Source organism: Rathayibacter sp. PhB1 (assembly GCF_004362935.1).
Classification (GTDB): Bacteria; Actinomycetota; Actinomycetes; order Actinomycetales; family Microbacteriaceae; genus Rathayibacter; species Rathayibacter festucae.
Map to the genome: position 1 here is coordinate 108,593 of NZ_SNYD01000001.1, position 13,047 is coordinate 121,639.

The window sequence follows — 13,047 nt, forward strand, 5'->3', positions numbered from 1 at the left end:
CGGCACAGCCAGGAGTCCCGACGATGACAGAGCACTTCCTCCTCCCCGACGTCGGCGAGGGCCTCACCGAGGCCGAGATCGTCTCCTGGCGGGTCAAGGTCGGCGACGAGGTGAGCGTCAACCAGGTCCTCGTCGAGATCGAGACCGCCAAGTCGCTCGTCGAGCTGCCCTCGCCGTTCAGCGGAACCGTCGTCGACGTGCTCGTCGACGAGGGCCAGACGGTCGACGTCGGCACGCCGATCATCACCGTGCAGGGCGCGGGGTCGGTCGGCTCCGAGATCCCGGCGATGCCCGCGCAGGCCGCACCGCCCGCCGCCCCGCCCGCTCCCTCGACCACCGAGCCCGGCGAGGGCTCCGGCGCCGCGTTGGTCGGCTACGGCACCGCCGGCGGCCACGTCGCCACCCGCCGTCGCCGCCCGGCCGCGGGCGCCGCTCCGGAGAAGCCGGCCCGCCCGGCGTCGCCGCCGCGACCGACCTCGGTCCCCGCCTCCTCGGCGCTGCCCGTCATCGCGAAGCCGCCGATCCGCAAGCTCGCGAAGGACCTCGACGTCGACCTGCTCGAGGTGCAGGCCACCGGCCTCGCCGGCGAGGTCACCCGCGACGACGTCATCCGCCACGCCTCCCAGGCCAGCGTCTTCCGCAACATCCAGACCCCCGCCTGGGGCGACTCCCGCGAGGACCGCATCCCCGTCCGCGGCGTCCGCAAGGCCATCGCCTCGGCGATGTCGCGCAGCGCCTTCACCGCGCCGCACGTCAGCGTCTTCGTGGACGTCGACGCGACCCGCACGATGGAGTTCGTCAAGCGCCTGAAGAACTCGCCCGACTTCGCCGGCGTCAAGGTCTCGCCGCTGCTGATCATGGCCAAGGCCATCATCTGGGCGGTGCGGCGGAACCCCACGGTCAACTCCGCCTGGACCGACACGGACATCCTCGTCCGCCACTACGTCAACCTCGGCATCGCCGCGGCGACCCCGCGCGGCCTGCTCGTGCCCAACGTCAAGGACGCCCAGTCGATGAGCCTCCTCGAGCTCGCCCAGGCCCTCGAGAAGCTCACCCTCGACGCCCGCGACGGCAAGACCTCCGCCGCCGACATGCAGAACGGCACGATCACCATCACCAATATCGGCGTGTTCGGCATGGACACCGGCACCCCGATCCTCAACCCCGGCGAGGTCGCGATCATCGCCCTCGGCACCATCAAGCAGAAGCCCTGGGTCGTCGACGGCGAGGTCCGCCCCCGCTTCGTCACCACCGTCGGCGGCTCCTTCGACCACCGCGTCGTCGACGGCGACGTCGTCAGCCGCTTCGTCGCCGATGTCGCGAGCGTGCTGGAGGAGCCTGCGCTGCTGCTCGACTGAGGCTGTGCTCGATCGAGCGGATTCCTCCTTCGTCGTCATCCGCTCCGCGGTCGGCTCGGGAGGACGGTCGCGTCCTGTGGAGCGTGTCGCGTACCAGTACGACGAATCGCTGGCACGCGATTCGCCGGTGACCTCGGCCTTGCGCCCGGAGTGACGTGCTCGGACTTGTGGGCTCCGCTTCGCGGTCGCGGTACTCGCGGAGCGGCCCACTCATGCTGGTCGAGTAGCCGCGCAGCGGCGTATCGAGACCCACGTGCTCCGTGCGGGCGGATCTCGATCCGCGCCCTGCGGGCGCTACTCGATCAGCATGAAGGGCGTGCTTGTTCGGAGGGGCTCCGCTTCGCGGTCGCGGGTCTCGCGCAGCGGCCCCTGCATGCTGGTCGGGTTGCCGCGGAGCGGCCCCTCCTTGCTGGTCGGGTAGCCGCGGAGCGGCCCCTCCTTGCAGGTCGAGTTGCCGCGGAGCGGCCCACCCATGCTGGTCGAGTAGCCGCGGAGCGGCGTATCGAGACCCACGTGTTCAGTGCGGGCGGATCTCGATACGCGCCCTGCGGGCGCTACTCGATCAGCATCAGCATCAGCGCGGGGTCGGGTCGAAGGAGTGCAGGGACAGGGCTGCGGACAGGAGGGTGCTCGCGGCGGCGCCGCGGACGCTGGTGCCCTGGGAGTCGAGGGGCGGGCTGACGACGGCGGCACCGACGCGGCCGGGGGCGGAGAGGACGATCGCGCCGGAGACGCTCGACTTGGCAGGGACGCCGACGGCGCGCATCCAGCGGCCGGAGCCGTCGTAGACGCCGCAGGTCGCCATCACCGAGACGACGTCGCGGGCGACCTCCGCCGGCACGACGCGCTCGCCGGTCACGGGATTCACGCCGCCGAGGGCGAGGGTCGCGCCCATCACTGCGAGGGCCTCCGCGTCGACGAGGACGGCGCAGGCGCGGGCGTAGGCGGCGACGGCGTCGTCCGCACTGCGCCGCAGGGTGCCCTCGGCGCGCATGAGGTGCGCGAGGGCGTGGTTGCGGTCGCCGAGCAGGTGCTCGTTCGAGGCGACGCTCTCGTCGACCTCCAGCGAGCGGCCGGCGAAGGCGGAGAGGCCGCGGAGGATGCGCTCGCCGCGGCCGTCCGCGTCGCCGCCGTCGACGAGGGCGGCGGTCAGCAGGGCGCCCGCGTTGACCATCGGGTTCGGCGGGCGGCCGGTGCCGCTCTCGAGCTTCAGGGCGTCGAAGGCCTCGCCGGTCGGCTCGATGCCGACGCGGTCGAGCGCGTCGCCGTCGGTGTCGAGCAGGGCGAGTGCGAAGAGGAACGGCTTCACCGCCGACTGGATGCTGAACGCGACGTCCGCCTGCGCGCTCGAGCGCACGGTGCCGTCCGGCAGCGCCAGCGCGATCCCGCACAGCGCCGGATCGGCCGCGGCCAGCTCGGGGATGCTGTCGTCCACCTCCCCGCCGTCCTCCTCGAGGGCGCGCGCCCGCAGCTCGTCGAGGTCGAAGTCCTGGGGAGAAGCCATCCCTCCACCCTGCCACCCCCGCCTGACCCCTCCGCGAGATGCCACTTGTGAGCGCGACACGCCGTGAGAAGCGTGCACAAGTGGCATCTCGCGGAGGGGGAGGGAGGGGCGGGTCAGCCGAGGATGCGGCGGACGGCCTCGCGGACGACGGCGTCGTCCGCGGGTTCCTCGTCGAGGGCGCGGTGGATGGTGAGGCCCTCCATCAGGGCGTCGAGCATGCGGGCGGTCATCGGGTCGACGTGGCGCTCGAGGGCGGCGCGGGAGCGGGCCATCCAGCTGTGCGTGATGCTGCGGTACTCCGGGCGCCGGGCGGCGAGGGTGTAGAGCTCGTGGGTGATCACGAGCTCGCGGCGGCTGCCGAAGATGTCGTGCAGGACGACGTCGACCACGGCCTCCCTGGCCTCGTCGGGGGTGCGGGCGTCGGTCATCCGCCGCAGCGTCTGCTCGGCGACGGAGTCGGCGAAGCGGGTGAACGCCTCGTGCAGCAGCTCGTCCATCCCGGCGAAGTGGTAGCTCATCGAGCCCAGCGGCACGTCGGCGGCGGCGGCGACGCGGCGGTGCGAGGTGCCGGCGACCCCCTCCTCCGCGATCACGTCGAGGCAGGTGTCGATGATGCGGTCGCGCCGGTGCGGATCGGTGCGGCGCGGCGCGCGCGGGGCGGGCTCGCTCTCAGCGGTCCCGGTCACTCCGTGACGCTCCGGATCACGCGCGCCGGATTGCCGACGGCGACGACTCCGGCCGGGATGTCGCGGGTGACCACGGCGCCCGCTCCGATCACGCTGTCGTCGCCGATGCTCACGCCGGGACAGACGATCACCCCGCCGCCGAGCCAGACGTTGTCGCCGATCGTGATCGGCCGCGCGGCCTCGAGCTTGTCGCGGCGCGGACCGGGCTCCACCGGGTGCGTCGGTGTGAGCAGCTGGACGTTCGGGCCGATCTGGCAGTCCGCGCCGATGGTGATCGCCGCGACGTCGAGCGCGGTGAGGTGGTAGTTGACGAAGGTGCGCGGGCCGATCGTGATGTTCTCGCCGTAGTCGACGAACAGCGGCGGCTTCACGAACGCGCCCTCGCCGAGGGAGCCGAGCAGCTCGACGAGCAGCGGGCGGGCGGCGTCCTCGTCGGCGAGGGCGGCGCGGTGGTAGGCGTCGGCGAGTCGCGCGGCGCGCTGCGCCAGGCGCGTGCTCTCCAAGTCGTCGGCGATGTAGAGGTCGCCGGCGAGCATCCGCTCGCGGTTGCTGCGGTCGTCCCCGGCGAAGTGGTCGGCGGCAGAGTGGTCGGTGCTGTCCATGTGCACGATCGTACACACTGCGTGTACGGTCGTACGCATGTCCACCGCCCTCGCGCCGCCGTCCACCGAGTCGCGCCGCGCCCGCACCGCCGTCGCCGCGCTCTTCCTCACCAACGGCGCGCTCTTCGCCAACCTCGTCCCGCGCTTCCCCGAGATCAAGGCCGACCTGGCGCTCGACAACGCGGCCTACGGAGTCGCGATCGCCGCGTTCCCGGCCGGCGCGGTCGTCGCCGGGCTCGCTGCGGCCGTCGTGATCCGGCGGCTCGGCAGTGGCCGGGCCGCGGTGCTCGGCACGATCCTCACCGCGATCGGGACGGTGCTGGCCGGCTTCTCGCCGTCGCTGCTGGTCTTCGCCGGGGCGCTCGCCTTCGCCGGCGCGACCGATGCGATCACCGACGTCGCGCAGAACAGTCACGGTCTGCGGGTCCAGCGCCGCTACGGGCGCTCGATCATCAACTCCTTCCACGCGATCTGGTCGATCGGCGCGGTCCTCGGCGGCTCGATGGCGGCCGGGGCGATCGCGCTCGGCCTGCCCCGCGCCGTGCACCTGAGCATCTCGGGGGTGCTCTTCGCGGCCGTCGCGCTGACCGCGCTGCGGTTCCTCCTCCGAGGCCGGGACGACGAGACGGCCGCCGAGTCGGGGGCCGCGCCGGTCGGGCGGGTTCGGATCCGCCCGCGGGTGGTGCTGCTGCTCGCGGCCCTGGTCGCGGTGGCGATCGCGGGCACCCTCGTCGAGGACGCGGCCTCGACCTGGGCCGCCGTCTACCTGAGCGGCTCGCTCGGGGCGACCGCGGCGGTGGCGGCGTACGGCTTCGTCGCGCTGGTCGGCGCGCAGTTCGTCGGCCGGATCCTCGGCGACCGGCTGGTCGACCGCTTCGGCCAGCGCACCGTGCTGCGGGTCGGCGGGGCGATCGCGGCGCTCGGGATGGGAGCGGCGCTCGCGTTCCCGTCCGTTCCCGGCACGATCGCCGGCTTCGCGGCCGCCGGCTTCGGGCTCGCGACCACCGTGCCCGCGGCGATGCACGAGGCCGACGAGATCCGGGGGCTGCGCGCGGGCACCGGAGTGACGATCGTCTCCTGGCTGATGCGGCTCGGCTTCCTGCTCTCCCCGCCGATCGTCGGGCTGGTCGCCGACGGCGCGGGGCTGCGCGTCGGGCTCCTGGTGGTGCCGATCGCGGGGGTCGTGGCGGTGCTGCTCGCGGGGGTCCTCGGTCGGCGCCGGACGACGGGGGCCACGTCGTGACCGGGCTCGAGGCAGTGCCCGGCCCGGAGAGTGTGACCGGTCTGCAGGCGGTGCTCTGGGACATGGACGGCACGATCGTCGACTCGGAGCCCGCCTGGGTGCGGGCGCAGGAGGTGCTCGCCGGGCGCTTCGGCCGCGAGTGGACGCAAGCCGATGCGCTCGCGCTGATCGGCAGCACGATGGAGCAGACGGTGCGGGCGCTGCAGGCCGCCGGGGTCGAGCTGCCGGACGCCCAGGTGGAGGCGGCCCTCGAGCGCGACGTGCTCGCGGAGATGCACCGCGGGCTGGTGTGGCGGCCGGGGGCGCGCGAGCTACTGCGCGAGGTGCACCGTGCGGGAGTGCGGCAGGCGATCGTGACCACGTCCTCGCGCGTGATGGCGCAGGTCGTCGTCGATGCGCTGGCGGCGGAGGTGCCGCTCGCCGCGCTCGTCACCGGCGACGACGTGTCGCGCGGCAAGCCGGATCCGGAGCCGTACCTGCTGGCGGCCGCGTCGCTCGGCGTGGACATCGCGCACTGCGTCGCGATCGAGGACTCGCCGACTGGGCTCGCGGCGGCCGCGGCGTCCGGGGCGTGCGCGGTCGGGGTGCCGCACGACGCGGAGCTCGCGCCGGGCGCGGACCGCACGCTCTGGCCGACGCTCGCCGGGCGCGGTGTCGCGGACCTCGAGGCGCTGCTGCCCTGAGGGCGTCGGCGGTGGGGGGATCTCGATACGCCCGCGGTGCGGGCTACTCGATCAGCATGGAGGGGGTGGATCTCGATACGCCGCGATGCGGGCTGCTAGATCAGCAGGGAGCGCCTGCGCCGCGCCCGCGAAGGGCAGGGAGCGCAGCTCTCCCCATCATGCTGGTCGAGTAGCCGCGCAGCGGCGTATCGAGACCCGCCGTGCTCAGCAGTCCCGGTCTGCGGGCCTCCGTGCTGACGTGGGTGGATCTCGATACGCCCGCGGTGCGGGCTACTCGATCAGCATGAAAGCAGGCGTGCCTCGCGAGAGGTGCGGCGGACCATGCTGGTCGAGGAGCGGGCCGCAGGTCCGCGTATCGAGACCCGGTGGCCGAGGTGCCTGCGGTGGGGGATCTCGATACGCCCGCGGTGCGGGCTACTCGATCAGCATGAAAGCAGGCGTGCCTCGCGAGAGGTGCGGCGCACCATGCTGGTCGAGTAGCAGGCCGCAGGTCCGCGTATCGAGACCCGGCGGCCGAGGTGCCTGCGGTGGGTGGATCTCGATACGCCCGCGGTGCGGGCTACTCGATCAGCATGGAGCGCCCGCGTCCGCGCGTGCACCCGCGCTGCGCGGGCCGCGGGGAGTGGAGAACGGGGAGCGGCGAGCGCAGCTCGGCGCACCATGCTGGTCGAGTAGCGGGCTGCAGGCCCGCGTATCGAGACCCACCTGGTCCGGGCGCTACGCCGTCAGGGAGACCGCTGTCCAGGAGACCGGGGGCAGCGTCAGCGTCAGCACGCCGTCCGCCAGGGTGGCGTCGACGGGCTTCAGGCCCACGCGGTTCTGGTCGTCCCTGGTGTTCTTCGCGTAGACGTCCTCGTCGAAGATCCCGACAGCCTCCGCGACGGTGGAGACGCCGAGGCCGCTGACGTCGACGGTCACGTCGAGGGCGTCGGTCGTCGAGCGGTTCACGAGGAAGACCGCGGCGCGGCCGTCGTCGAGGGTGGCGACGGAGTCGACGAGCGGTGCGTCGCCGTGCCTGGCGGTGGAGTACGAGCCGACCTCGATGCGGGGCTTCAGCACCGAGCCCAACGCGAGGCGCGCGGTGGTGGAGAACGGGAAGAACGTGGTCTGCCGCCACGCGGCTCCGCCGGGCTCGGTCATGATCGGCGCGATGACGTTGACGAGCTGCGCGAGCGACGCGGAGGTGACCCGGTCGGAGTTCTTCAGCAGCGTGATCATCAGGTTGCCGAGCACGACGGCGTCGGCCACGGAGTACACGTCCTCCAGCAGGCGCGGCGCGTAGGCCCACTCGCGGGTGCTCTGGTCGCCCGCGGCGTCCGCCTTCTCCTTCTCGTTCCACTCCTGGAGGTACCAGACGTTCCACTCGTCGAAGGAGAGCTTGATGTCCTTGGTCTTGCGGAGCTTGTGCTTGACGTGGTCGACGGTGGCCGCGACGGTCGCGATGAAGTACTCCATCTCGACGGAGGACGCGAGGAAGGAGCCGAGGTCGCCGTCGTACTCCTGGTAGTAGGCGTGGCAGGAGACGTACTCGACGTCGTCGTAGGCGTGCTCGAGGACGACCCGTTCCCACTCGCCGAAGGTCGGCATCGACGAGCCGGAGGAGCCGCAGATCACGAGCTCGAGCGACGGGTCGGCGATCTTCAGGGCCTTGGCGGTGCGGGAGGCGAGCTTGCCGTAGTCGTCGGCGTTCATGTGGCCGACCTGCCACGGGCCGTCCATCTCGTTCCCCAGGCACCACATGCGGATGTCGTGCGGCTCCGGCGACCCGTTCGCGATCCGCTGGTCCGCGAGGAACGTGCCGGCCTTCCCGTTCGCGTACTCGAGGACATCCAGCGCCTCGAGGACGCCGCGGGTGCCGAGGTTCACGGCGTACATGATCTCGCTGCCGGTCAGCTTCGCCCACTTCGCGAAATCGTCCAGGCCCACCTCGTTGGTCTCGAGGGAGTGCCAGGCCAGGTCGCGGCGGCGCGGACGGTCCTCGCGCGGACCGACCCCGTCCTCCCAGCGGTAGCCGGAGACGAAGTTCCCGCCGGGGTAGCGGACGGTGGTCGAGCCGAGCTCCTTGACCAGCTCGACCACGTCCAAGCGGAAGCCGTCCTCGTTCGCGGTCGGGTGGCCGGGCTCGTAGATCCCGTCGTAGACACAGCGGCCCAGGTGCTCGACGAACGAGCCGAACAGCCGGGGGTTCACGGGAGCGACCACCGCGGCCGGGTCGAGGAAGACGCGCGCGGCGGCGGCGGGGGAGGAGGTGGCGGAGGAGTCGGTCATGCGGGGCCTTCCGAGGCGTCGGCGGGCTCCGGCCGGGCCGGACGGGGTGATCGTCGGCGATCGCCGCCCGCTGTTTCTAACGTTGTACCGTCGATGGTGCTGGCGCGAGCCGCGGGTGTCAAGGCCGCTGCTCCCCGCCACCGCCCAGTCGTCCTGTGCTCCACTGGGCGGGTGCCCGCCTACGACGCCTGCTCCGCCCTCGCCGACCGCGTCGACGCCCTCGCCGCCGCCTCGCCCCGCCCCCGCGCCCTGATCGCCGCGGTCGCGCGCGAGGTCGCCGGCATCCGGCCCTGGCCGCGCGGGCTGATCGACCTCGCCTCCGGTGGCAGCAACCGGATCCGCGGCCGCGGCTTCGCGCCGCCCTACGACGACGACACCCGCGGCCAGGCCCGGCACTTCGCCGGGGTGGCCGGCGCGACGCTGCGCCTCGGCGGCCCGATCGCGCACCTCCTGATGCGCACGGCCGGCGGCGATCACCGCGGCACCGCGGACGACCGCCTCACCGGGCGCGCGGTCGAGTGGAGCCGGCTGCTGCGGCGCGGCGAGCTGCCGGTCGCCGAGGCCGGCGACTGGATCCGCCGGGAGATCTGCGCCTGCTGACGCGCATGCGACCTCGCGCCGCGTGAGCCCCCCGTCCCTCCCTGCGCGCCCCGTCCCTCCTCCGATCGCCGCGCACCCGGGGCCGTCGGCGCCCCGTGCCAGGCTGGTGACGACGAGAGGGGACGCGATGGACGCGCGCGAGCACGAGGTCCGCCGGCGGATGGACGCCCACGAGCTGTACGTCGACGCCGGCGAGGGCCTCGAGGCGCTCGAGGAGGAGCGGATCCGCGGCAAGGAGCTCGCCCATGCCTACAACGCGACCGGCCCCCGCGAGGTCGACGAGCGCCGGCGCCTGCTGCACGAGCTGTTCGAGGCGGTCGGCGAGGGTGCCTGGGTCGAGCCGCCGCTGCACGTCGCCTACGGCAACCGGGTCCGCCTGGGCGCGGACGTCTACGTGAACTTCGGGCTGACGCTGGTCGACGACGTCGAGGTCGTCATCGGCGACCGGGTGATGATCGCGCCGAACGTCACGATCAGCACGACCGGGCACCCCGTGCACCCGGAGCTGCGCCGCGACGGCACGCAGTTCTCGGCGCCGGTCGTGATCGAGGACGACGTCTGGATCGGCGCGGGCGCGATCCTGCTGCCGGGCGTGGTGATCGGCGCGGGCTCCGTGGTGGCGGCCGGCGCGGTCGTCACCGCGAGCGTGCCGCCGCTGGTCGTCGCGGGCGGCGTGCCGGCACGGGTGCTGCGGCCGATCGGCGACGAGGACCGCTCCTGGGAGTGGCGGGCGCCGCGCGCGCTCGGCTGATCCCGGGACGTGGGCCGGCCGACGGGGGCGTCGGACCCGGCCGGTAGGCTCCGCGGGTGACACGCACCCGACTGGTCCTGCTCGACGTCGACGGCACGCTCCTGGACGAGGGGGTCGTCGCGCCGTCGGTGCGCGAGGCGATCACCGGCGCCCGGAGCAACGGCCATCTCGTCCTCGTCGCGACCGGCCGCTCGCGTCCCGAGATCCCGCAGCAGGTCCTCGACCTCGGCTTCGACGGGGTCGTCTCGGCGGCCGGCGGCTTCGTCGAGCTCGACGGCGTCCTGCTCGAGTCGCGGACGATGGCGCCCGAGGACGTCGAGGCGATCGCCGGCTTCTTCGAGGCGCACCGGATCGCCTACTCGCTGCAGTCCTACGACGACGTCTTCACGAGCGGCGGGGTGGGCGGCGGCTACGGCACCGTCCCGACGGAGGGCATCGCCAAGGCGACCTTCTTCGGCGAGGACGGCACCGCCTTCGCCCTCGTCCGCGACGGCCTCGGCGACCGCTTCCACGTGATCACCGGCACGATCCCGTCCCTCGGCGACGCCGGTGGCGAGGTCAGCGTCCGCGGCGTCGACAAGGGCAGCGCGCTGGTGCGCCTGGCCGAGCGCCTCGGCCACCCGCTGGCGGACACGATGGCGATCGGCGACAGCTCGAACGACGTCGAGATGCTGGCCGCAGCGGGCCTGGGCATCGCGATGGGGAACGCCTCCGCCGCGGCCCTCGCCGCCGCCGACGAGGTCACCGCCTCCGTGCGCGAGGACGGCGTCCTGGCGGCGTTCCGGCGGCACGGCCTGCTCTGACGCCGTCCGCTCCGACACGGCCGATCAGGTGTACCAGCTCGGCTCCGGCACCTCGTCGAGCAGCGTGTAGACGCCGACCTCGCGGCGCTTGTAGGGCAGCGGGTCGTGCAGGGAGTGGGTCCGCAGATTGCGCCAGTAGAGGTCGAGGCCGACCGAGCTCGAGGAGGCCCGGGCGCCGGTCAGCTCGAAGACGCGGGTCGCCGCGGCCAGGCCGTCCTCGACGATGCGCGCCTTCGCGGCCGCGATCCGCACGGCGATCTCGCCGCGGCGGCGCGGGGTCAGCTCCTCGCGCGGCGCGTGCAGCGCGGTCGAGAGGTCGGCGCCGGTCGCGTCGATCAGCGCCTCGTCGGCCCAGAGGCGCGACTGCAGGTCGCCGTATCCCTCGAGGATGTACCACTCCTCGCTCGCGCGGGCCTTGTCGTCGCCGCCGTACGGCCACGCCCGCGTCGACTCGCGGGTGTACTGCGCCGCCCGCTCGAGCGCGCCCTGCGCGATGCCGAGGTAGAACTCGGCGAACACCTGCTGGATCGCCGGCACGTTGAGGGTGTTGTAGACCAGCGGCTGGAACACCCGGTCGACGAAGCCCGCCGCCGCGGCCCACGGCACCCGCACGCCGCGGATCTCGACCGAGCCCGACTCGGTGAGGCGCTGCCCGAGGCTGTTCCAGTCGCGGCCGAAGACGATGCCGTCCTGCGCGGTCGGCACGATCGCGAAGACGTGGGTGTCCGTCCCCTCGAGGACGCCCTCGAGCACGGTCAGGTCGCTGACGACTCCGCCGGTCGAGAACGACTTCCGGCCGGTGAAGACCAGCTCGTCGCCCTCCTCGCGGACCGTGAGATCGGAGTCGCGCGGGTTCACCGCGCCGCCGTAGAGGAGGTTCCCCTCGGTCGCCTGCTGCTCGACGGCCGCGATCTGCTCGGGCGTGCCGACCAGCCGGGCCGCCCAGGCCCAGAGGTAGTGGTAGCCGAGCAGCTGGCCGATCGAGCCGTCGGCGCGAGCGATCGTGCGGATCACGCGGAGGGCGACGCTCCACTCCTGGCTGCCGCCGCCGTGCTCGACGGGGCCGAGCAGGGTGACCAGGCCCGCGCTCTTCAGCAGGGCGACCTCGGCGACGGGCGCGGCGCCGGCGCGGTCGCGCTCGAGCGCGTCGACGGCGAGGATCGCGGCGGCCTCCTCGGCACGGGCGAGCCACTCGGCCGGAGTGGCGGGGCGCGGGGAGCGGGCCCAGCGATCGGTCGGGGGCGGGCTGTCGAGCGGGAGTCGGCTGTCGAGCGTCGAGGTCGAGACGGTGCTGCTCACGGTGGTTCCTTCCGGTGCGGGCGATCGCGGCGGAGGCGGCGATCGCGGGGTGCTGCGGCGACTGTGGCAGCCGCGGCGGATGCCCTGCAGGAATGCGACGACCCGTGACCGCGTGTGACTCCGCGCGACGCGACCCGGGCGACTCCTCGCGGCGCAGGCACTCCGCAGTGACTTTGACAATCGTTATCAATAGTCGCTACCGTGTCAGCATCCCGACCGCCCCGCTCCAGACCCAGATCGGCTCACCCGTGAAGACCCGCTCCCTCGCCCTCGTCGCGCTGCTCGGCAGCACCGCGCTCGCCCTCTCGGCGTGCTCCGGCACGGCCTCCTCGACCGGCTCCTCCGGCGCGGAGGGCGGCAAGGTCGCCGTCGTCGCGTCGACCGACGTCTATGGCGACCTGGTCCGCAGCATCGGCGGCGACCTGGTCGACGTCACGAGCATCATCGACAGCCCGGACAAGGACCCGCACGAGTACGAGGCGACGGCCCGCGACCAGCTCGCCCTCTCGAACGCGGCGCTCGTGATCGAGAACGGCGGCGGCTACGACGCCTTCGTCGACACCATGATCGACGCCTCCGGCTCGACCGCCCCCGTGATCACCGCCACCGTCGTCGCCGGGCTCGAGGAGGAGCACGCCCACGAGGACGAGGCCGCCGAGTCCGAGGACGCCGGTCACGACGAGGCCGGCCACGAGCACGCCGAGTACAACGAGCACGTCTGGTACGACCTGTCCGCCGTCCGCGAGATGGTCACGTCGATCGCCGACGAGCTGTCCACGATCGACGCGGACAACGCCGCGACCTACGCCGCCAACGCCGAGACCCTCGGCGGGTCCCTCGATGCCCTGATCGACCGCGAGGCCGAGCTCAAGGGCACGCTCGGCGGCCGCTCGATCGCGATCACCGAGCCCGTCCCGCTCTACCTGACCGACGCGCTCGGGCTCGTCAACGCCACTCCGGAGGCGTTCAGCGAGGCGGTCGAGGAGGGCACCGACGTCCCCGCGACCACCCTGCAGGAGACGCTCGCCCTCTTCTCCGACGGCACCGTCGACGCGCTCGTCTTCAACGAGCAGACCGAGAGCTCGCAGACCCAGGCCGTGCTCGACGCGGCGGAGTCGGCCGGCGTCCCGACCGTCGGCGTCACCGAGACGCTGCCCGAGGGCGACGATTACGTCGGCTGGATGACCGCCAACCTCGACGCCCTCGAGGGAGCCCTCTCGTCGTGACGCCACCCTCCTCGACCCCACCCG

The 13,047-nt window shown here is 73.3% G+C and carries 13 protein-coding genes; 7 read left to right on the top strand and 6 right to left on the bottom strand.

Annotated elements, in window-relative coordinates; all coding sequences use genetic code 11:
• The first annotated feature begins 23 nt into the window (after nucleotides 1-23).
• Entirely contained in the window at nucleotides 24-1,358 is a 1,335-nt protein-coding gene (locus EDF17_RS00495) for a dihydrolipoamide acetyltransferase family protein (RefSeq protein ID WP_123444672.1), read from the top strand.
• A gap of 294 nt (nucleotides 1,359-1,652) precedes the next feature.
• Here the strand turns inward: EDF17_RS00495 and EDF17_RS00500 are convergent, their stop codons facing one another.
• From EDF17_RS00500 to EDF17_RS00515, 4 genes are all read right to left on the bottom strand, one after another.
• The gene (locus EDF17_RS00500) at nucleotides 1,653-1,871 is read right to left on the bottom strand and encodes a hypothetical protein (RefSeq protein WP_123444673.1); all 219 of its coding nucleotides are present in this window, start codon (nucleotides 1,869-1,871) and stop codon (nucleotides 1,653-1,655) included.
• 61 nt (nucleotides 1,872-1,932) lie between these two features.
• Nucleotides 1,933-2,862: a glutaminase A gene (glsA, locus tag EDF17_RS00505; protein WP_123444674.1), complete on the bottom strand. Its 930-nt coding sequence runs from the start codon at nucleotides 2,860-2,862 to the stop codon at nucleotides 1,933-1,935.
• Between the two features lie 113 nt (nucleotides 2,863-2,975).
• Nucleotides 2,976-3,548 carry a TetR family transcriptional regulator gene (locus EDF17_RS00510; RefSeq protein WP_123444675.1) on the bottom strand — a complete coding sequence of 191 codons (573 nt, stop codon included), beginning with the start codon at nucleotides 3,546-3,548 and terminating at the stop codon, nucleotides 2,976-2,978.
• Nucleotides 3,545-4,150: a sugar O-acetyltransferase gene (locus EDF17_RS00515; protein WP_123444676.1), complete on the bottom strand. Its 606-nt coding sequence runs from the start codon at nucleotides 4,148-4,150 to the stop codon at nucleotides 3,545-3,547. The genes EDF17_RS00510 and EDF17_RS00515 overlap by 4 nt, the downstream gene beginning before the upstream one ends.
• A gap of 37 nt (nucleotides 4,151-4,187) precedes the next feature.
• On the opposite strand from EDF17_RS00515, the gene EDF17_RS00520 reads away from it, so the two are divergent.
• Nucleotides 4,188-5,393 carry an MFS transporter gene (locus EDF17_RS00520; protein WP_123444677.1) on the top strand — a complete coding sequence of 402 codons (1,206 nt, stop codon included), beginning with the start codon at nucleotides 4,188-4,190 and terminating at the stop codon, nucleotides 5,391-5,393.
• 32 nt (nucleotides 5,394-5,425) lie between these two features.
• Nucleotides 5,426-6,076: an HAD family phosphatase gene (locus EDF17_RS00525; protein ID WP_243732744.1), complete on the top strand. Its 651-nt coding sequence runs from the start codon at nucleotides 5,426-5,428 to the stop codon at nucleotides 6,074-6,076.
• A gap of 717 nt (nucleotides 6,077-6,793) precedes the next feature.
• On the opposite strand, the gene EDF17_RS00530 is transcribed toward EDF17_RS00525, so the two are convergent.
• A complete protein-coding gene (locus EDF17_RS00530) occupies nucleotides 6,794-8,344 on the bottom strand; it encodes an alpha-L-arabinofuranosidase C-terminal domain-containing protein (protein ID WP_123444678.1) in 1,551 nt (516 codons plus the stop codon).
• A 171-nt stretch (nucleotides 8,345-8,515) separates the two neighbouring features.
• Between EDF17_RS00530 and EDF17_RS00535 the strand changes: the two genes are divergently transcribed.
• The 3 genes from EDF17_RS00535 (at nucleotide 8,516) to EDF17_RS00545 (ending at nucleotide 10,498) form a co-directional block, all read left to right on the top strand.
• On the top strand, nucleotides 8,516-8,944 hold the full coding sequence (locus EDF17_RS00535) for a hypothetical protein (protein WP_123444679.1): 429 nt from the start codon (nucleotides 8,516-8,518) through the stop codon (nucleotides 8,942-8,944).
• 127 nt (nucleotides 8,945-9,071) lie between these two features.
• Nucleotides 9,072-9,695 carry a DapH/DapD/GlmU-related protein gene (locus tag EDF17_RS00540; protein ID WP_123444680.1) on the top strand — a complete coding sequence of 208 codons (624 nt, stop codon included), beginning with the start codon at nucleotides 9,072-9,074 and terminating at the stop codon, nucleotides 9,693-9,695.
• Between the two features lie 56 nt (nucleotides 9,696-9,751).
• Entirely contained in the window at nucleotides 9,752-10,498 is a 747-nt protein-coding gene (locus EDF17_RS00545; protein WP_123444681.1) for an HAD family hydrolase, read from the top strand.
• A 24-nt stretch (nucleotides 10,499-10,522) separates the two neighbouring features.
• Here EDF17_RS00545 and EDF17_RS00550 read toward each other — a convergent pair whose 3' ends face one another.
• A complete protein-coding gene (locus tag EDF17_RS00550; RefSeq protein ID WP_243732745.1) occupies nucleotides 10,523-11,797 on the bottom strand; it encodes an acyl-CoA dehydrogenase family protein in 1,275 nt (424 codons plus the stop codon).
• Nucleotides 11,798-12,045: 248 nt separating this feature from the next.
• On the opposite strand from EDF17_RS00550, the gene EDF17_RS00555 reads away from it, so the two are divergent.
• The gene (locus EDF17_RS00555; protein WP_243732746.1) at nucleotides 12,046-13,023 is read left to right on the top strand and encodes a zinc ABC transporter substrate-binding protein; all 978 of its coding nucleotides are present in this window, start codon (nucleotides 12,046-12,048) and stop codon (nucleotides 13,021-13,023) included.
• Nucleotides 13,024-13,047 lie beyond the last annotated feature (24 nt).